The sequence below is a fragment of the Paraburkholderia podalyriae genome (genome assembly GCF_014397785.1).
Classification (GTDB): Bacteria; Pseudomonadota; Gammaproteobacteria; order Burkholderiales; family Burkholderiaceae; genus Paraburkholderia; species Paraburkholderia podalyriae.
The window spans coordinates 168,611-186,749 of the sequence record NZ_VZQQ01000010.1 but is presented as its reverse complement, the minus strand read 5'-3'; the positions used below and the strand labels follow the sequence as shown (position 1 = coordinate 186,749).

17 protein-coding genes are annotated in these 18,139 nt (G+C 67.1%); 7 read left to right on the top strand and 10 right to left on the bottom strand.

The window, feature by feature from the left end; genetic code table 11:
• Positions 1 to 78 precede the first annotated feature (78 nt).
• From F6X42_RS14570 to F6X42_RS14555, 4 genes are all read right to left on the bottom strand, one after another.
• On the bottom strand, positions 79 to 306 hold the full coding sequence (locus F6X42_RS14570) for a sulfurtransferase TusA family protein (protein ID WP_026225937.1): 228 nt from the start codon (positions 304 to 306) through the stop codon (positions 79 to 81).
• A 137-nt stretch (positions 307 to 443) separates the two neighbouring features.
• Positions 444 to 1,490, bottom strand: a complete 1,047-nt coding sequence (locus F6X42_RS14565; protein ID WP_187634893.1) for a Gfo/Idh/MocA family oxidoreductase — start codon at positions 1,488 to 1,490, stop codon at positions 444 to 446.
• Entirely contained in the window at positions 1,490 to 2,506 is a 1,017-nt protein-coding gene (iolG, locus tag F6X42_RS14560) for an inositol 2-dehydrogenase (protein ID WP_187634892.1), read from the bottom strand. Before iolG ends, F6X42_RS14565 begins: the two co-directional genes overlap by 1 nt.
• A complete protein-coding gene (locus F6X42_RS14555; protein ID WP_187634891.1) occupies positions 2,499 to 3,383 on the bottom strand; it encodes a MurR/RpiR family transcriptional regulator in 885 nt (294 codons plus the stop codon). The genes iolG and F6X42_RS14555 overlap by 8 nt, the downstream gene beginning before the upstream one ends.
• Positions 3,384 to 3,660: 277 nt before the next feature.
• Between F6X42_RS14555 and F6X42_RS14550 the strand changes: the two genes are divergently transcribed.
• The 7 genes from F6X42_RS14550 to iolB all read left to right on the top strand — a co-directional run bounded on the left by F6X42_RS14550 (position 3,661) and on the right by iolB (position 12,682).
• Entirely contained in the window at positions 3,661 to 4,707 is a 1,047-nt protein-coding gene (locus tag F6X42_RS14550; protein ID WP_187634890.1) for a sugar ABC transporter substrate-binding protein, read from the top strand.
• 176 nt (positions 4,708 to 4,883) lie between these two features.
• Positions 4,884 to 6,074 (top strand): ABC transporter permease, encoded by a 1,191-nt coding sequence (locus F6X42_RS14545; RefSeq protein WP_187634889.1) that lies wholly within the window; start codon positions 4,884 to 4,886, stop codon positions 6,072 to 6,074.
• A gap of 13 nt (positions 6,075 to 6,087) precedes the next feature.
• Positions 6,088 to 6,894: an ATP-binding cassette domain-containing protein gene (locus tag F6X42_RS14540; RefSeq protein ID WP_187634888.1), complete on the top strand. Its 807-nt coding sequence runs from the start codon at positions 6,088 to 6,090 to the stop codon at positions 6,892 to 6,894.
• An 86-nt stretch (positions 6,895 to 6,980) separates the two neighbouring features.
• Entirely contained in the window at positions 6,981 to 9,005 is a 2,025-nt protein-coding gene (locus F6X42_RS14535) for a bifunctional 5-dehydro-2-deoxygluconokinase/5-dehydro-2-deoxyphosphogluconate aldolase (RefSeq protein WP_187634887.1), read from the top strand.
• The gene (gene iolD / locus F6X42_RS14530) at positions 9,002 to 10,957 is read left to right on the top strand and encodes a 3D-(3,5/4)-trihydroxycyclohexane-1,2-dione acylhydrolase (decyclizing) (RefSeq protein ID WP_187634886.1); all 1,956 of its coding nucleotides are present in this window, start codon (positions 9,002 to 9,004) and stop codon (positions 10,955 to 10,957) included. The genes F6X42_RS14535 and iolD overlap by 4 nt, the downstream gene beginning before the upstream one ends.
• Positions 10,958 to 10,976: 19 nt before the next feature.
• Positions 10,977 to 11,885, top strand: coding sequence for a myo-inosose-2 dehydratase (iolE, locus tag F6X42_RS14525; RefSeq protein ID WP_187634885.1), 909 nt, complete (start codon positions 10,977 to 10,979; stop codon positions 11,883 to 11,885).
• A complete protein-coding gene (iolB, locus tag F6X42_RS14520; RefSeq protein WP_187634884.1) occupies positions 11,882 to 12,682 on the top strand; it encodes a 5-deoxy-glucuronate isomerase in 801 nt (266 codons plus the stop codon). Before iolE ends, iolB begins: the two co-directional genes overlap by 4 nt.
• A 21-nt stretch (positions 12,683 to 12,703) precedes the next feature.
• Here iolB and F6X42_RS14515 read toward each other — a convergent pair whose 3' ends face one another.
• The 6 genes from F6X42_RS14515 to gbd are packed head-to-tail and all read right to left on the bottom strand — an operon-like array spanning position 12,704 to position 18,134.
• On the bottom strand, positions 12,704 to 13,429 hold the full coding sequence (locus tag F6X42_RS14515) for an ABC transporter ATP-binding protein (protein WP_187634883.1): 726 nt from the start codon (positions 13,427 to 13,429) through the stop codon (positions 12,704 to 12,706).
• On the bottom strand, positions 13,426 to 14,226 hold the full coding sequence (locus F6X42_RS14510; RefSeq protein ID WP_187634882.1) for an ABC transporter ATP-binding protein: 801 nt from the start codon (positions 14,224 to 14,226) through the stop codon (positions 13,426 to 13,428). The genes F6X42_RS14515 and F6X42_RS14510 overlap by 4 nt, the downstream gene beginning before the upstream one ends.
• Positions 14,223 to 15,569, bottom strand: a complete 1,347-nt coding sequence (locus F6X42_RS14505; RefSeq protein ID WP_187634881.1) for a branched-chain amino acid ABC transporter permease — start codon at positions 15,567 to 15,569, stop codon at positions 14,223 to 14,225. Before F6X42_RS14505 ends, F6X42_RS14510 begins: the two co-directional genes overlap by 4 nt.
• Entirely contained in the window at positions 15,562 to 16,500 is a 939-nt protein-coding gene (locus F6X42_RS14500; RefSeq protein ID WP_187634880.1) for a branched-chain amino acid ABC transporter permease, read from the bottom strand. Before F6X42_RS14500 ends, F6X42_RS14505 begins: the two co-directional genes overlap by 8 nt.
• 4 nt (positions 16,501 to 16,504) lie before the next feature.
• The gene (locus tag F6X42_RS14495; protein WP_187634879.1) at positions 16,505 to 16,954 is read right to left on the bottom strand and encodes an acyl-CoA thioesterase; all 450 of its coding nucleotides are present in this window, start codon (positions 16,952 to 16,954) and stop codon (positions 16,505 to 16,507) included.
• Between the two features lie 31 nt (positions 16,955 to 16,985).
• Positions 16,986 to 18,134, bottom strand: a complete 1,149-nt coding sequence (gbd, locus tag F6X42_RS14490) for a 4-hydroxybutyrate dehydrogenase (protein ID WP_187634878.1) — start codon at positions 18,132 to 18,134, stop codon at positions 16,986 to 16,988.
• Between the last annotated feature and the right edge of the window lie 5 nt (positions 18,135 to 18,139).

Below are 18,139 nucleotides of genomic sequence, written 5' to 3'. Positions count from 1 at the left end.
ACGAAGAAGGCGCTGTGCCCCAATAAAGGGGACGGCGCCTTCTTTTTACATCGGACGGACAGTTTTACCGAATGCCGCTCAACGGCGGCGCATCAGAAACGTAAACACCTTGTCATGCGCCGAGCTTTCGACAATCTCGTTGCCGGTCTGCTTCGCGAACGCGGCGAAATCGCGCTGCGAGCCGGGATCGGTGGCGAGCACCTTGAGAATCTGGCCGCTTTCCATGTCGGCGAGCGCCTTTTTGGCGCGCAGGATGGGCAGCGGGCACATGAGCCCGCGCGCATCGACTTCCTTGTGAATCTGAATTTGCATCGACGATGACCTTCGGGACGAGGCGTCGCTGACGACGCCGGACAGAGCGTCAAATTCTACAGCAGGCTGAGCGCCGCCGCCGGGCAGCGCGCGGCGGCAAGCGCCGCGACGACGCCCGTTTGCGCGACCCGCTACAGCGTCACTGCCTCGCCGCTTTGCAGCGACTCGCGCAGCGCCACGCCGATACGCGTCGCTTCGAGCGCATCGGCAAGCGTCGCGCCGCTCGACGCCCCATCGCCCTTGCCCGCCCCGTTTTGCACCGACGCGACGAACGCGCGTGCCTCGTGCAGAAACGCGTCCTCGAACCGGTCGAAAAAGTTCGGCGTGCATTCGTTGCGAATGCCGGTCGCGTCGTAGATCTCGACGCGATTCGCGCGCGGATTGCGGCCGACCGTCAGTGCGCCCGCCGTGCCGATGACTTCGCTATGCGTATCGTTGCCGTGCGCCTGCGTACGCGACGCATAGAACATCGCGAGCTTGCCGCCCTCGAACTCGCAGATCGCGACGCCGTTGTCGACGTCGCCGAATTCGCGCAGACCTTCGTGCAGCGCGACCGTGCCCGCCGCGAACACACGCGTCGCGCGCGGCTTGCCGAGCAGCCAGCGGGCGACGTCGATATCGTGCACCGTGCAGTCGAGAAAGATGCCGCCCGAGGTCGCCGCGAAGCGCACGAAGAAGCCGTCGGTGTCGTTTTTATCAGTGGTTTGCGAGCGCACGAGGAACGGCCGGCCGATCTGACCGGCAGCGATCTTCTCGAACGCGTCGCGGTAGCTCGGGTCGAAGCGGCGCATGAAGCCGATCGTCGCCTGCAGATGCGGATAGCGCGCCGCTTCGGCCAGCACGCGTTCGCATTCTGCGACCTCTAGCGACAGCGGCTTTTCGCAGAACACATGCTTGCCCGCCTGCAATGCGTCGACGATCTGCTGCGCGTGCAGCGACGACGGCGTGACGAGCCATACCGCGTCGACGTGCGGATCGGCGAGCAGGTCCGCGTAATCGGCGTAGAGACGCGGCTCGGGCAGCGCATCGCGCGCCCACGCAAGCTCGTCTTGCAGCGGGCTGCACGCGGCCGCGAGCGTCGCGCCCGGCACGCGATACGCGAGATTCTCCGCATGCCGCTTGCCGAGCCGCCCAAGGCCGGCCACGCCGAGCCGCAAGCGTTCCGTGGCGGGCTTCATCACGCTGCCTCGCCAAGTTTGATCGCGCGGCCCTCGCGCCACGAACGCGTCGCGGCTTCCGCGAGTTCGAGCGCTTTCAGGCCATCGGCGACGGTCGCGCGCACCGGCGTACCGTGCGTGAGCGCGTCGAAGAAATGTGCGATTTCGAGCGCGTACGCCGTGCGATAGCGTTCGAGAAAGAACGCCTCGGGCACGTCGCTCGACACTTCCGTCTTCGAGTACGCGGTGACTTCGGTCGGCCGCACATTGCCCGCCTGCAGCATGCCGGTGCTGCCGAGCACTTCGAAGCGCTGGTCGTAGCCGTACGCGGCGCGCCGCGCGGTGTTGATCTGGCATAGGCGCCCGCCCTTCGTGCGAATCGTCACCGCGGTCGAATCGATGTCGCCCGCGTCGGCGATCGCCGGGTCGGTCAGGCAACTGCCGGTGGCGTGCAGCGTGTCGGCTTCGTCGTCGAGAATCCAGCGAAAGATGTCGAAATCGTGAATCAGCATGTCCTTGAAGATGCCGCCCGAGTGCCGGATGTACTCGAGCGGCGGCGCGCCCGGATCGCGGCTCGTGACGACCAGCATTTCCGGCGTGCCGATCTCGCCCGCGTCGATGCGCGCCTTCAACGACGAAAACGTCGGATCGAAGCGCCGCTGAAAGCCGATCATGCAGACGACCCCCGCGCGCTCCACGGCTTGCGCGCACACCCGCGCACGCTCCAACGTCAGATCGACGGGCTTCTCGCAGAATATGTGCTTCTTCTGCGCGGCCGATTTGACGATCAGGTCCGCATGCGTGTCGGTGCTCGAACAGATCACGGTCGCGCCGATCGACGCGTCGCCGATCGCGCCATCGATGTCGGCGACCTGCGCGCCATGCTGCGCGGCCAACGCGGCCGCCGCCTCGCGATTCACGTCGACTACGTATTTGAGCCGCACGCCGGGCTGCCGCGCGAGATTCGCCGCATGGATCTTGCCGATGCGTCCCGCGCCGAATACGGCGACATCGATCATGTTTACCGCGTCAGTCATCGTAGCCTCCAGTGTCGTTGGATTCTTCAACGTTCAGTTCGAGCTTGTACGCGAGCGCGATGAAGAGCGCCTGGCACAGGCAGATCGTGCTGGTCAGCGAGCGGAACGCGAACGCGCTGCCCTCTTTCACGTACAGCTGCGTGCTCGCGTAGCGCGCGAGCGGTGATAGTTGGCTATCGGTAATGACGAGCGTCTTCGCCTGATGATGATGCGCGACCCGCAGACAGTACTGCGTCTCCTTGCCGTACGGCGCGAAGCTGATCGCGATCACCACGTCGCCCTTCCTGACGCTGCGGATCTGCTCGCGATACATGCCGCCGAAACCGGACACCAGATGCACGCGCTTATGCGTGTGCTGCAACGCGTAGACGATATAGCTCGCGACCGGAAACGAGCGCCGCACGCCGATCACGTAGATGTTGTCGGCCTGCTGCAGCATCTTCACGGCGGCGTCGAACTGCTTGTCGTCGAGGCCAACTTCGAGTTCTTCGAGCCCCCCGCGCGACGCGGCGATGAACTCGCGCGCGACCACGCCGCCCGACAACGTGCCGGGCTTCTCGTCGATCAGCTTGCGGATGCGCTGCTGATAGCTCGACGACGACACGCCCTGCCCCGTATACGCCTGACGAAACACCGCCTGCAGATCCGAAAACCCGGAAAAGCCGAAGCGCTGCGCAAAGCGCACGACCGCCGACGGATGCACACCGCAACTCGCGGCGATATCGCTCGTGCGATCCATCATCACGCTCGCGCGATGCTGCTCGATGTACGTCGCCACGCTCTTCAACTGGCGCGGCAACGATTCGTAGGTATCCGCGATGCGCTGCATCAATTCGTCGACGCCCGGCACCGCCTCTTCGGTGATCTGTTCCGCCATGACTGCCTCTCGGGGTTTCCTGCAATGCGGCAGACGCGCCCGCGACCCGCCGCAACACGCATCCGACGTTGCCGATTATAGGCAGCGGTCCTGTCAAAATGGAATGTATTTTCCATTTTTATTTTTCATGAAATTTTCTTTGCAAGGCTTCGGAAGATGACCTAATCTTGGTCGTGAGCGATGGCGCTTCGGCCTCGTTGGGTGGGTCATCGGAATGAAAAGCCGCCCGCCATGCGCTCCCTCAATAACGAACGACAGACCGAGAAAGGTGGAGACAATGAGACTTTGCAGAGGCAAGGCAACGCTCAGGATTCTGGTGACGGCGTTGACGTTGGCGACGGGATTCGGCGCGGCCTCGGCCGCCCGCGCGGCGGACGCGCACTTCGTGCTGATCAGCCACGCGCCGGATTCGGACTCGTGGTGGAACACGATCAAGAACGCGATCAAGCAGGCCGACGAGGACTTCAACGTTCAGACCGACTACCGCAACCCGCCGAACGGCGACATCGCCGACATGGCGCGTCTAGTCGAACAGGCGGCCGCGCGCAACTACGACGGCGTGATCGTATCGATCGCCGACTTCGACGTGCTGAAGAGCTCGATCGGGAAGGTCACCGAGAAACACATTCCGCTCGTCACGATCAATTCGGGCACCGAGGAGCAAAGCGCGAAGCTCGGCGCGATCATGCACGTCGGCCAGCCCGAGTTCGCGGCCGGCAAGGCGGCGGGCGAAAAGGCCAAGGCCGCCGGCATCAAGTCGTTCCTGTGCGTGAACCACTACGCGACGAACCCGGCCTCGTTCGAACGCTGCCGCGGGTTCGCCGAAGCGATCGGCGCCAACTTCAAGACCTCGACGCTCGACGCGGGCCAGGACCCGACCGGCGTGCAGTCGAAGGTCAGCGCGTTCCTGCGCAATCATCCGGACACCCAGGCGGTGCTGGCGCTCGGTCCGCTGTCGGCCGACCCGACGCTGAAGGCGCTGCAACAGATGGGCCTCGCGGGCAAGATCTGGTTCGCGACGTTCGACTTCGACAGCGACATCGCGAAGGGCATCCAGGACGGCACGATCCAGTTCGCGATCGACCAGCAACCGTACTTGCAGGGCTATATCCCGGTTGCCGTGCTCGCGATCATCAAGAAGAACCACACCACCGATCCCGCGAAGATCCGCGAGATCCTGCAGGCGAATCCGAAGTTCAAGGAGCGTCTTGCGACCTATGGACTCGCGCCGTCGTACGGGCCGCGCAATATCGGCTCGGGCCCGGGCTTCATCACGAAGGCCAATGTCGACAAGGTTCTGAAGTACGCGGGCCAGTACCGCTGAACGCACGGCAACGCATCGCATCGCGCGCCTAAGCCGCCGCGCTGGCGGCAAGGTTGAAAAGACAGTGACCGGCGGGACGCATGGCGTCTTGCCGGCGCTCGCCCGCTCAGCGGATTCGCAAACGCCCACGGCATCGTGCCGAGCCGCCGGTCGCGGGCGTATCAAGGAGAGCTTCAATGGGTGTCGCCGACCTGTTTCATCCCCATCACCGCAAGCAACCGCCCCCTGATCCACAGGACCCGGCGAAGGGTGCTGCGACGACCGCTTCGCAGTCCGCCGCCGTCGACGAACGCGTACGCAAGGAATCCTGGTCCCGCCATCTGCTCGGCCGACCGGAATTCGCGGCGCTCGCCGGCACCGTGATGGTGTTCATCGTGTTCGGCGTGGCGGCCGGCAACTCGGGGATGTTCAATCTCGACGGCGTGATGAACTGGTCGCAGGTCGCCGCCTATCTCGGTCTGATCTCGGTCGGCGCGTGCCTGCTGATGATTGCCGGCGAGTTCGATCTGTCGATCGGTTCGATGATCGGCTTTGCCGGCATGATGGTCGCGCTGCCGACCATGTACTTCCACTGGCCGATCTGGCTGGCGATCGTGTTCGCGTTCGTCGGCTCGATGCTGCTCGGCGCGCTCAACGGCTATCTGGTGATGCGCACGCGCCTGCCGTCGTTCATCGTCACGCTCGCGTTCCTGTTCATTCTGCGCGGCCTCACGCTCGCGCTGTCGGTGATGTTCGCCGATCGCACGATCATCTCCGGCGTCGGCGACGTCGCGCGTCAGGACTGGTTCGCGCACACGTTCTTCCAAGGCGTCGCGTTCAAAGGTCTGTTCGTGTGGCTCGGCCACCTCGGCCTCGTGAAGATGCTCGACAACGGCACGCCACTCGTGCCGGGCATTCCGAAAGTACTGCTGTGGTGGCTCGTGCTTGCCGTGGTGTGCGCGTTCACGCTTGCGAAAACGCGCTTCGGCAACTGGATTTTCGCGGTCGGCGGCGATGCCAACGCGGCCAAGAACGTCGGCGTGCCGGTGCGTCGCGTGAAGATCTCGCTGTTCGTGCTGACCGCTTTCTGCTCGGCGCTGTACGCAGTGCTGCAGGTGTGCGACATCGGTTCGGCCGCGGCCGACCGCGGTTTGCAGGCGGAATTCGAGGCGATCATCGCCGCGGTGATCGGCGGCACGCTGCTGACGGGCGGCTACGGCTCGGTGATCGGCGCGTGCTTCGGCGCGCTGATCTTCGGCGTCGTGCAGATCGGCATCACGTACACCAATGTCGATTCCGACTGGTTCCGCGTGTTCCTCGGCGTGATGCTGCTGTTCGCCGTGCTGTTCAACCACTACGTGCGCGGCCGCGTCGCGGCATCGCGCTAGAAGGAGGTTCACGATGAGCACCCCCGAACAGAACGCCGACGACATCATCTTGTCGCTCGAAGGTGTCAGCCGTTATTTCGGCAACATCATCGCGCTGAACGACATCACGCTGCGGCTCAAACGCGGCGAAGTGCATTGCCTGCTCGGCGACAACGGCGCCGGCAAGTCGACGCTGATCAAGACGCTCGCGGGCGTGTATCAGCCGAGCAAAGGCACCTACCGGGTGGACGGCAAACCGGTGCACTTCACGTCGCCGAAAGACGCGCTCGATCTCGGCATCGCCACCGTCTACCAGGATCTGGCGCTGGTGCCGCTGCTATCGGTCGCGCGCAATTTCTTCATGGGCCGCGAGCCGCAGAAAAAGCTGTTCGGCCTTCTGAACGTGATGGACCTCGAAACCTGCGCAACCACCGCGCGCGACAAGCTCGCCGAAATGGGCATCAACGTGCGCGACCCGCACCAGCCGATCGGCACGATGTCGGGCGGCGAGCGTCAATGTCTGGCCATCGCGCGTGCGATTCACTTCGGCGCGCGCGTGCTGATTCTCGACGAACCGACCGCCGCTCTCGGCGTCAAGCAGAGCTTCAACGTGCTGAAGCTGATCCATAAGGCGCGCGCCAAAGGCATCTCGGTGATCTTCATCACGCATAACGTGCACCACGCCTATCCGATCGGCGATTCGTTCACGCTGCTCAATCGCGGCCGCTCGCTCGGCACGTTCACCAAACAGACCATCAGCAAGGACGAAGTGCTCGACATGATGGCCGGCGGCGCCGAGATGCAGAAGATGATCGGCGAACTCGAAGGCGCGACGATCTGACCGATTCGCGCAGCACGGCCGGCCTCGACGCGTTTCGCGTGGCCGGCCACCGCGCACCCACCGCGCACTGTTACTCAGGACTATTCATGGCTCACTCCAGCACCTCTAGCGGCATCGCAGCAGGCAGCCGGTTCGCGCCGGGGCGTGCCCTCGACATCGTGTGCCTCGGCCGGCTGGCCGTCGATCTGTACGCGCAGCAGGTCGGCGCGCGACTCGAAGACGTGTCGAGTTTCGCGAAGTATCTCGGCGGCTCGTCGGCGAACATCGCGTTCGGCTGCGCGCGGCTCGGACTCGACGCGGCCATGCTCGCGCGCGTCGGCAACGATCACATGGGGCGCTTTCTGACCGAAACGCTCGCGAAGGAAGGCTGCGACGTGAGCCACGTGCGCATCGATCACGAACGGCTGACCGCGCTCGTGCTGCTCGGGCTGAAGGATCGCGACACGTTCCCGCTGATCTTCTACCGCGAGAACTGCGCGGACATGGCGGTCGACGAGGCCGATTTCGACGAGGCGTTCATCGCGTCGTCGAAAGCGCTGCTGATCACCGGCACGCACTTCTCGACCGGGCAGGTCAATCGCACGAGCCGCCGCGCGCTCGACTACGCGCGCCGCAACGACGTGCGCACCGTGCTCGACATCGACTACCGCCCGGTGCTGTGGGGACTCACGGGCAAGGCCGACGGCGAGACGCGTTTCGTCGCGAGCGAGGGCGTCAGCGCGCATTTGCAGCGGATTCTGCCGCTGTTCGATCTGGTGATCGGCACCCAAGAAGAGTTTCGCATCGCCGGCGGCAAGACCGACCTCGCCGACGCGCTCGCGGTGGTGCGCGCCGTGACGCCGGCCACGCTCGTGCTGAAACGCGGGCCGCTCGGCTGTCAGATCATCGACGGCGACGTGCCCGCATCGCTCGATGCGGCGCCGCTGCACGGCGGCGTCGAAGTCGACGTGCTGAACGTGCTCGGCGCGGGCGACGCGTTCGCTTCCGGCTTCCTGTCCGGCTGGTTGCGCGATCAGCCGCTCGACGCCTGCGCGCGCGCCGCGAACGCGAGCGGTGCGCTGGTCGTGTCGCGGCACGGTTGCGCTCCGGCGATGCCGACACCGGCCGAGCTCGACTACTTCCTGCGCGAAGCGCAGGCCGATCCGCAGCGCATGCGCCGCCCCGACCTCGACGCGAAGCTCGCAAGACTGCATCGTGTGTCGCCGGCGCGCAAAGCGTGGCACGAAGTGCTCGGCTTCGCGTTCGATCATCGCAATCCGTTCTTCGAACTCGCGCAGCAGACCGGCGCCGACGAAGCGCGCATCGCCGCGTTGAAGGGCCTGTTCGTCGAAGCGGTCGCGCAGACCGAACGCGCGTTGAACCTGCAGGGACGTATCGGCGTACTGATCGACGACCGCTATGGTCAGGACGCGCTGAACGCCGCGACCGGCCGCGGCTGGTGGATCGGCCGCCCGGTCGAGTTGCCCGGCTCAGTGCCGCTGGAATTCGATCATGGCCGCTCGATCGGCACCACGCTGATTGCGTGGCCACAGGAACACGTCGTCAAATGCCTCGTGCAGTTTCATCCCGACGAGCCGATCGAGCAGCGGCTCGAACAGGAAGCGCAACTGCGCGCGCTGTACGACGCGACGCAGGCAAGCGGCCATGAATTGCTGCTCGAAGTGATCCCGCCGAAGCATGCGTCGCTGCCGCAAGGACCGGACATCGTGTATCGCGCGTTGAAGCGCCTGTACAACCTCGGCATCTACCCCGAGTGGTGGAAGCTCGAACCGATGGACGCCGCGCAATGGCAGACCATCGACGCGCTGATCGCCGAGCGCGATCCGTATTGCCGCGGCGTCGTGCTGCTCGGTTTGTCGGCGGCGGTCGAGCAATTGAGCGAAGGCTTCCGCGCGGCCGCGCAAGCGGCGACGTGCCGCGGCTTCACGGTCGGCCGCACGATCTTTCACGAACCGAGCCATGCGTGGCTCGCCGGCGACATCGGCGACGACGAATTGATTGCGCGCGTGCGCCAGACCTTCGAAACACTGATCGCCGCGTGGCGCGGCGCGCGCGGCGATCCGACGGCACGCAATTCGCCTCGTCGCGCTCACCAGGAGCAGGCCGCATGAACGAGCGCATCATGCATGACGACACCCCAGCCAGCACCGGTGGCACGATTCGCCTGACGATGGCGCAGGCGCTCGTGCGCTATCTGGCCGCGCAACGCGTCGCCAGCGAAGACGGCCACGACGTCGAACCGCTGTTCGGCGGCGTGTTCGCGATCTTCGGCCACGGCAACGTCGCGGGCATCGGCGAGGCGCTGCATCAGCATCGCGACGCACTGCCGACTTTGCGTGCGCACAACGAGCAGGCGATGGCGCACAGTGCGATCGCTTACGCGAAGGCGCACTTGCGCCGCCGCATGATGGCCGTGACGACGTCGATCGGCCCCGGCGCCACGAATCTGCTGACCGCGGCCGCGCTCGCGCACGTGAACCGTCTGCCGGTGCTGCTGCTGCCCGGCGATATCTTCGTGTCGCGCGCGCCCGATCCGGTCCTGCAGCAACTCGAGGATTTCACCGACGGCGGCGTGTCCGCGAACGACGCGTTCAAGCCGCTGTCGCGCTACTTCGACCGCATCGTGCATCCGGCGCAATTACTGAGCGCGTTGCCGCGCGCGATCCGCGTATTGACCGATGCCGCGTCGTGCGGCCCCGTCACGCTCGCGTTGCCGCAGGACGTGCAGGCACAGGCGTGGGACTTTCCGGAGGACTTCTTTACGCCGCGTGTCGTGCGCTTTCATGCGCCCGCGCCACGTAGCGACGATATCGACGCCGCGTGCGCGCGCCTGCGGCACGCGAAGCGTCCGCTGATCGTCGCCGGTGGCGGGGTGCTGTATAGCGGCGCGGCCGATGCGCTGCACCGCTTCGCGAGCGCGCATGGCGTGCCGGTCGCGGAAACGCAGGCCGGCAAAAGCGCGCTCGCGTGGAACGATCCACTGAACGCCGGCGCGCTCGGCGTGACTGGCTCACCGGCCGCCAACGCGCTCGCGCATGACGCCGACTGCGTGCTCGCGCTCGGCACGCGCCTGCAGGACTTCACGACCGGTTCGAACACACTGTTCACGCAAGCGGACGTGATCGCGATCAACGCGAACGGGTTCGACGCGCTCAAGCATCGCGGCGTCATCGTCGAAGCGGATGTGAAGCTCGCGCTCGATGCGCTCGCCGGGCCGCTGCAAGGCTGGCACGCCGAGCGCGGCTGGACCGCGCGCGCGCACAAGCTCGCGGCGAACTGGCGCGACACTGTGCACACGCTCACGCATGCGCCGCAACGCGACGCGGTGCTGCCCTACGAGGGCGACGTGATCGGCGCGGTGCAGCGCTCGAGCGCGCACTCGCCGACCGACGACATCGTCGTCTGCGCGGCCGGCACGCTGCCCGCCGATCTGCACAAGCTGTGGCGCGCGGGCCGGCCCGGCGCGTATCACGTCGAATACGGCTACTCGTGCATGGGCTACGAGATCGCGGGCGGCCTCGGCGTGAAGCTCGCGCGGCCCGAGCGCGAGGTGATCGTGATGGTTGGCGACGGCAGCTATCTGATGATGAACAGCGAGATCGCGAGCTCGGTGATGCTCGGCGCGAAGCTGATCGTCGTCGTGCTCGACAATCGCGGCTTCGGCTGCATCAATCGACTGCAACAGGCTTGCGGCGGCGCACCGTTCAACAATCTGCTCGACGATTGCGTGCACGCGCCGGAAGGCGCGCCGCGCATCGACTTCGCCGCGCATGCGCGCGCGCTCGGCGCCGAGGCCGAGCATGCGGGCAATCTCGCCGAGTTCGAAGCGGCGCTGCAACGGGCGCGCGCGGCGAAACGCACGTACGTGATCAGCATCGACACCGACCCGGCGCGCAGCACCGAAGACGGCGGCTGGTGGTGGGAAGTCGCGGTGCCCGAGGTGTCGGCGCGCGCGCAAGTGCGCGACGCCCGCGCGAAGTACGACGCGCAGCTGGCCGCGCGCGCCGCGCCGCCTGCACCGCCTGCACCGCCTGCGCCGTCCCAAGGCACCGATCACGAGTGACAACCACGAGGACTCCGGCATGACTGCTTTCGACGTACGCATCGGCATCAATCCGCTATCCTGGATGAACGACGACCTGCCGTCGCTCGGCGGCGAGACGCCGCTCGAAGTCGCGCTAACCGAAGGTCGCCAGATCGGCTATCAGGGCTTCGAACTTGGCAACAAGTTTCCCCGCGAACCTCAAGCGCTGAAGACCCTGCTCGCGCAATACGACCTCGCGCTCGTGTCCGGCTGGTACTCGGGACAACTGGCTAAACGCAGTGTCGCGGAGGAAATCGACGCGGTCGGCCCGCATCTCGAGTTGCTTGCGCGCAACGGCGCGACCGTGATGGTGTATGGCGAAGTCGCCGATTCGATCCAGGGCGCGCCGCGCCCGCTGTATCAACGGCCGCGCTTTTTCAGCGACGCGCAATGGGCCGCGTACGCGGCACGTGTCGATGAATTCGCACGCTATACGCTGAGCCGTGGCGTTCGGCTCGCCTATCATCATCATATGGGCGCGTACGTCGAAACGCCGGCCGACGTCGATCAGTTGATGGCACGCACCAGCGACGCCGTCGGCCTGCTGTTCGACGCCGGGCATATCACGTTCGCGGGCGGCGATCCCGTTGCCGTGCTCGACGCGCACATCGCGCGCGTCTGCCACGTGCATTGCAAGGACGTGCGCCCCGCCGTGACGAGGCTCGCGCGCAATCGCAACTGGAGTTTTCTCGATGCGGTGATCGCCGGTGCATTCACGGTGCCCGGCGATGGCGCGGTCAATTTTCCGGCGCTGATCGAGCGTTTGAAGCGGCATGGTTATTGCGGCTGGCTCGTCGTCGAGGCGGAGCAGGACCCGGTGGTCGCGCCGCCGTTCGACTATGCGCAGAAGGGATACGGAACTTTGCGGGCGCTCGTCGATGCGCCGCTCGGCAAGGAGGCAGCATGAGCTTATTGGTGAAGGCAGAGCGCGAAGGCCAGACGATCGCGCGCGTGACGCCGCAGTCGGCCTGCTGGCGCTATGTGGGATTCGCCGCGTACCGGCTGGGCGCGAACGAACTCGTGTACGTGTTCGAGCCGGCGCGCGAAAGTTGCATCGTCGTGCTGAGCGGCGCGGTCGATATCGAAACGGCAGATACGACGTGGCGTTCGCTCGGTTCGCGCGATAGCGTGTTCGAAGACGCGGCGCCCTACGCGGTATATCTGCCGCCGAATCTGCGCGCGACGGTGCGCGCGTGCCGCGACGCGGAGATTGGAGTCGCGAGCGCGCCGGCCACAGGCGAGTATCCGGCGCGGCTGATCGAACCTGCGTCGATGACGCGCTCGACGCGCGGCAAATCGCTGAATACGCGCTATGTGTGCGATATTCTTCCGCAGACCGAGCCGGCGGAATCGCTGCTGGTGGTCGAAGTGAGAACGCCGGGCGGTCACGCGTCGAGCTATCCGCCGCACAAGCACGACACCGACAACGTTCCGCTCGAAAGCTCGCTCGAAGAAACCTACTACCACCGGCTCGATCCGCCGCAAGGCTTCGCGTTCCAGCGGGTGTACACCGACTCGCGCGATATCGACGAATCGATGGCCGTCGAGGATCGCGACGTCGTCATGGTGCCGCGCGGTTATCACCCGGTCATCGTGCCGTATGGCTACGATTCGTACTACCTGAACGTGATGGCGGGCAGCCAGCGGCTCTGGCATTTCCATAACGATCCGGCGCATGAATGGATCATCAACAAGGATGCTTGACTGACTTGTCCATGATGCGCGTCAGCCAATCCCGAGCCATTCGCGCATCACATCGTCACGCGACAGAAACGACGCCAGCGCGCCGTCGAACACAATCTCGCCGTGCCCCATCACCGCGACGCGGCTCGCGATGTCCTGCGCGATCACGAGCCGCTGCTCGATCAACAACATCGCGACGCCACGCTCGCGCAGCGTGCGCAGACAGCCGGCGACCTGTTGCATCACGAGACGCGCGAGTCCTTCGCCGGGCTCGTCGATCAGCAGCAGATCGGGATCGCCGAGCAGCGCCCGCGCGAGCGCGAGCATCTGCTGCTCGCCGCCCGACAGCGCGCCGGCGCGCGTGCGCTTGCGCTCGGCGAGCACCGGGAATAGCGCGTACGCGTCGTCGAGCGTGAAGCGTGGTGCGCGGCCGCGAACGCGTGACGCGGCAGCCGGCGCAATGCCTAGCAGCAGGTTTTCGTGGACGCTCAGCGCGGCGAACACGTCGCGACGCTCGGCCACATAGCCGAGCCCGAGCCGCGCGATCTCGAACGTGCGCAGACCGGCGAGCGAGCGTCCCGCGAAACACAGTTCGCCCTCGCAGCGCACGAGGCCCATGATCGCGCGTGCGAGCGTCGAGCGGCCCGAGCCGTTGCGGCCGACCAGCGCGACCGCTTCGCCGGGCTCGATGCCGAGCGTGACGCCGTGCAACGCCTGGCTCGCGCCATACCACGCGTTCAGACCGCGGATGTCGAGCAGCGCGCTCATCGGCCCGCTCCGTGGTCCGGTTCATCACCCGCCCGCGCGCCTGAGCCGAGCTCGACGCGCTCGCCCAGATACGCGGCACGCACCGCCGCGTCAGCGCGAATCGCAGCTGGCGACCCGCTCGCGATGATGCGCCCCTGCACCAGCACCGAAATGCGATCGGCGATCGCGAACACCGCCTCCATGTCGTGCTCGACCATCAGCAGCGTGCGGCCCGCGGTGGTGTCGCGGATCAGTTCGATCGCGCGCGCCGCTTCCGCGCGGTTCATGCCCGCCGTCGGTTCATCGAGCAGCAGCGTGTGTGCGCCGCCCGCCAGCGCGATGCCGAGATCGAGCGCGCGCTGCTCCGCGTAGCTGAGCGTGCCGGCTGCGACGTCGCGGCGCGAGCGCAGGCCGACCGCGTCGAGTACGGCGGCGGCGCGCACATCGACCGCGGGCGTGCCGGTCAACCGCTGCCACCAGCGCGTGCGATCGCGCTCGGCAAGTTGCGCCGCGCAGCGCAGGTTGTCGAACACGGACAGACGCGGGAACACGCTGGTGCTCTGGAAGCTTCGCGCAAGGCCGCGGCGCGCGATCGCGGCCGGCGCGAGCCGCGTGATGTCCGAGCCGAACAGGTGGATGCGTCCCGCGCTGGGCCGCGCGCCGCCGCCGATCAGGTCGAACAGCGTCGACTTGCCCGCGCCGTTCGGGCCGATCAGCGCGTGCCGCTCGCCGGGCTCGATCGCGAGATCGACGCCGCGCAGGATCGGGGTTGCGCCGAAACGCTTTTCGACACCGTAGAGCGCGAGCGCGGGGATCATCGTGCGGCTCCGGCGGATCGCTCCGTGCCTGCCTGGGCGGTGGCGCGTGCATGCGTGCGCAGCGCATGGCGTGTGGTCAGCGCGGCGAGCGCAACGAGCGCCAGCGCGACAGGAAGCGGCGAGGCGCCGAGCATCGCGAGCAGCGGCGCACCGGCTGCATCCGCACCCGCGCCCGCGCCGGCACCGGTGCCGAACAACGCGCCGAACAACGCCCCTGAAGCCGCGCCTTGGTCCGAGCCGAACTGCGCCGCATAGGCCCACTGCACCGCGAACACGACGGCCGCGAGCCACAGCGACAGCGCCGCCGCGCTCCACAGATAGGCGGCGCGGCAACGTCGCCAGCCATAGGCCGCAATCCGCGCCATGTGACGCGACGCAAAGCCCGCGAGCCCATCCGGCGCGGCCATCACGACGACGACGAAGAACAGTCCGAGATAGAACAGCCAGGCCCGCGTGACACTCGCGACCACGACGCTGAAAAACGTCAGCACGATCGCACCCGCGACCGGCCCGAAAAACGTCGCCGTGCCGCCGATCACGGTCGCGATCAGCACCGCGCCCGAGCGCATCATGCCGACGCTCTCGGTCGACACGAGTTCGAGATTGATCAGTCCGAGCGTCCCCGCGATGCCCGCAAAAAACGCCGACAGCACCACCACGCCATAGCGAACCCGCCGTGGATAGCAGCCGATCGCCGCCGCGCGCGCCGGGTTGTCGCGCACCGCGTTCGCCAGCCGTATGAACGGCGTGCGCGACAGCGCGAACATCGCGACACTCGCGGCGACGCACCACAGCGCGATCAGCGCATAGGCCTCGCGCACCGGGCCGAAGCTCCAGCCGGCGAGCGGCGCACCGCTCGCGCGATCGATCGCGACGCCCGCCTCGCCGCCGAACCAGCCCGGCAGCGTCCACGCGGCCGCGACCACGAGCTCGCCCAGACCGAGCGTGATCATCGCGAACGCGGTGCCGGCGCGGCGCGTCGCGATGAAGCCGAACAGCACGCCGCACAGCGCGCCGCCGATGCCGCCGACGAACGGCAGCAGCACCAGCGGCATCCCGCTCGCGTTGAACACGCGCGCGGCGATCAGCGCACCGAGCCCGGCATACGCAGCATGGCCGAACGACAGCAGCCCGGTCGCGCCGAGCAGCAGGTCGTACGACAGCGCGAATACGATCATCGTCGCGCTTTGCGCGAGGTACGCCAGCAGCCAGCTGTGCGGCCAGATGAAAGGCGGTACGCCCAGAAAGGCGACGAGCGCGAACCACGGCGCGAGCGCGCGGCCGCGCCTGCGACGCGGCAGCCCGCTTTCCACCGCGACCGACGCCCCAACCCGCTTACGCATGATCGTCACGCCGTCCGAAGAGCCCGCGCGGCCTCATCGCCAGCATCGCGACGAGCAGCAGATACGGCAGCAGCGGTGCGAGTTGCGCGAGCGTCAGCGCGTCCCATTCGGGCGGCAGCACCGCGCCGGCGAGCGACACCACGTCGCCCAACGACAGATCGCTGGCGACCGCCAGCGTCTGCACGCACCCGACCAGCAGCGACGCGGCCAGCGCCCCGCTCAGCGACCCCAGGCCGCCGATCACGACCACGACGAACACGATCGAGCCGAGCGACTCCGCCATCGCCGGCTCGATCACGAAGAGCGGCGCGCCGATCACACCAGCCAGCGCGGCAAGCGCGGTGCCGGCTGCGAACACGCCGGTGAACACCCGTGGCACGTTGTGGCCGAGCGCTTCGACCGCCTGCGCATGCGTGAGCGCGGCGCGCACGATCAAGCCCGTCTTCGACGCGCGCAGGATCGCGACGAGCGCCGCGAGCATCGCGAGCGACACCGCCATCATGAACGCGCGATAGCGCGTGAAGACCGCGCCGTACAGCGAGAACAGTGGACCGTCGAGCACGGCCGGAATCGGTGCCGACAGCGGACTGAGCCCCCAGCCGAGCTTGACGAGTTCGCCGAGCAGATAGGCGGCGCCGAACGTCAGCAGCAGTTCGGGCAGATGGCCGTGCCCGCGCACCCGCCGCAGCAGCCAGCGCTCGAGCGCCGCGCCCAGCAGACCGACGACGAGCGGCGCGATCACCAGCGCGCTCCAGAAGCCGGCGCGCGCCGCCACTGAAAAGCCGACGTACGCGCCGAGCATGTAGAAGCTCGCATGGGCGAAGTTGAGCACGCCGAGCATGCTGAAAATCAGCGTCAGCCCGGCCGACAGCATGAACAGCAACAGCCCGTAGCTCAGGCCGTTGAGCACTGTGACGATGAACGACTGCACGCGACTATTGCGCCGGCCCGGCGACGCACAGCGGTTCGAGCGCCGCGCGCAGTGCCGCCGGCAGGTTCACCGGACGGCGCGTCGCGCGATCGACGTAGACGTGCACGAAATGTCCCTGCGCGGCGGGCGCGGCCTCGCCGTCGCGGAACAGCCCCACCTGGTAGCGCACGCTCGAGGTGCCGAGCCGCGTGACGCGCAAGCCCGCGTCGACCCGATCGGGAAACACGAGCGGCGCGAAGTAGTTGCACTGCGTCTCGACGACGAGGCCGATCGTCGCGCCGTGCTCGAAATCGAGCACGCCCGCGCGGATCAGATACTCGTTCACGACGGTGTCGAAATAGCTGTAGTAGACGACGTTGTTCACGTGGCCGTAGACGTCGTTGTCCATCCAGCGCGTGGTGATCGGCAGCATATGCGGATACGCGGCGCGGCCGGCGGGGGCGGGTTTGTTCATCGGATGTGGCGGTTGGTGGATGGTGACGCCGTCACAGCGACTCGGTCAGCATGCGGCGATAGTCGTCGGCACTCGCCTCGCGCGGATTCGTGCGATGGCAATGGTCGACCAGCGCGCCCTGCACGACCTTGTCGAACATGCTTTCGTCGACACCCATCTGTTTGAGGCCGGTCGGCAGACCGAGCCGCGCAGTCATGTCAAACAGCGCCTGCGCCAGATCCGCATGCTCGGGCACCCCCATCACGCGACGCATGCGCGCATAGCGACGCTCGGCCACCACGCTAGGCGCGCGCTCGTTGAAGCGCAGCACCGCGGGCAGCACGACCGCGTTCAGCGTGCCGTGATGCAGCGACGTGCGGCCGTTCACCTTCAGGCCGCCCAGCGGATGCGACAGCGAGTGCACGCAGCCGAGGCCCTTCTGGAATGCCATCCCGCCCTGCATCGACGCACTCATCATGTTCAGGCGCGCTTCGCGATCGTTGCCATCCGCGCACGCGCGCTCGATGCTGGCCCATGCGCGTTCCAGACCGTCGAGCGCGATCCCGTCGGCGGGTGGATTGAAAGCCGGCGCGAGGAAGGTTTCGATGCAGTGCGCGATCGCGTCCATGCCGGTCGCGGCGGTCAGCCCCGGCGGCAGGCCGAGCGTGAGGCCCGGATCGCACAGCGCCGATTTCGGCAGCAGATTCCACGAATGAAAGCCGAGCTTGCGGCCGTCGTTCAGAATCACGATCGCGCCGCGCGCGACTTCGCTGCCGGTGCCGGCCGTGGTCGGAATTGCGATCAGCGGCGCGACCGCGTCGGTGATCTTCGCGCTGCCGCCTTCGATCGTCGCGTACTGCGTGAGCGGCCCCGGATGCGTGGCCGCGATCGCGACGCCCTTCGCGAGATCGATCGACGAACCGCCGCCCACCGCGATCAGCCCGTCGCAGCGCTGGTCGCGATACGCCTGGGCGGCCGCAAGCACCATTTCCTCGGTCGGGTTCGACGGCGTGTCGTCGAACAGCGGCACGTCGCCGAGCTTCAGCGCGTCGAGCGCCTGCCGCGCGATGCCGGCCGCGACGACGCCCTTGTCGCTGATCAATAGAGGCCGCTCGATGCCGATCCGCGCGCACTCGGATGACAGTTGCGACAGGGCATCGAAGCCCAGATGAATATGGGTCAGGTAGTAGATGTAGGCCATGCCGT

Excerpts from the sequence above, each read along its gene's own strand:
- F6X42_RS14510 (WP_187634882.1), bottom strand. The coding sequence starts at position 14,226 with ATGATCCCCGCGCTCGCGCTCTACGGTGTCGAAAAGCGTTTCGGCGCA.
- F6X42_RS14535 (WP_187634887.1), top strand. The coding sequence starts at position 6,981 with ATGGCTCACTCCAGCACCTCTAGCGGCATCGCAGCAGGCAGCCGGTTC.
- F6X42_RS14550 (WP_187634890.1), top strand. The coding sequence starts at position 3,661 with ATGAGACTTTGCAGAGGCAAGGCAACGCTCAGGATTCTGGTGACGGCG.
- iolD (WP_187634886.1), top strand. The coding sequence starts at position 9,002 with ATGAACGAGCGCATCATGCATGACGACACCCCAGCCAGCACCGGTGGC.
- iolB (WP_187634884.1), top strand. The coding sequence starts at position 11,882 with ATGAGCTTATTGGTGAAGGCAGAGCGCGAAGGCCAGACGATCGCGCGC.
- gbd (WP_187634878.1), bottom strand. The coding sequence starts at position 18,134 with ATGGCCTACATCTACTACCTGACCCATATTCATCTGGGCTTCGATGCC.
- F6X42_RS14565 (WP_187634893.1), bottom strand. The coding sequence starts at position 1,490 with ATGAAGCCCGCCACGGAACGCTTGCGGCTCGGCGTGGCCGGCCTTGGG.
- F6X42_RS14515 (WP_187634883.1), bottom strand. The coding sequence starts at position 13,429 with ATGAGCGCGCTGCTCGACATCCGCGGTCTGAACGCGTGGTATGGCGCG.
- iolG (WP_187634892.1), bottom strand. The coding sequence starts at position 2,506 with ATGACTGACGCGGTAAACATGATCGATGTCGCCGTATTCGGCGCGGGA.
- F6X42_RS14545 (WP_187634889.1), top strand. The coding sequence starts at position 4,884 with ATGGGTGTCGCCGACCTGTTTCATCCCCATCACCGCAAGCAACCGCCC.
- F6X42_RS14540 (WP_187634888.1), top strand. The coding sequence starts at position 6,088 with ATGAGCACCCCCGAACAGAACGCCGACGACATCATCTTGTCGCTCGAA.
- F6X42_RS14505 (WP_187634881.1), bottom strand. The coding sequence starts at position 15,569 with ATGCGTAAGCGGGTTGGGGCGTCGGTCGCGGTGGAAAGCGGGCTGCCG.
- F6X42_RS14495 (WP_187634879.1), bottom strand. The coding sequence starts at position 16,954 with ATGAACAAACCCGCCCCCGCCGGCCGCGCCGCGTATCCGCATATGCTG.
- F6X42_RS14555 (WP_187634891.1), bottom strand. The coding sequence starts at position 3,383 with ATGGCGGAACAGATCACCGAAGAGGCGGTGCCGGGCGTCGACGAATTG.
- iolE (WP_187634885.1), top strand. The coding sequence starts at position 10,977 with ATGACTGCTTTCGACGTACGCATCGGCATCAATCCGCTATCCTGGATG.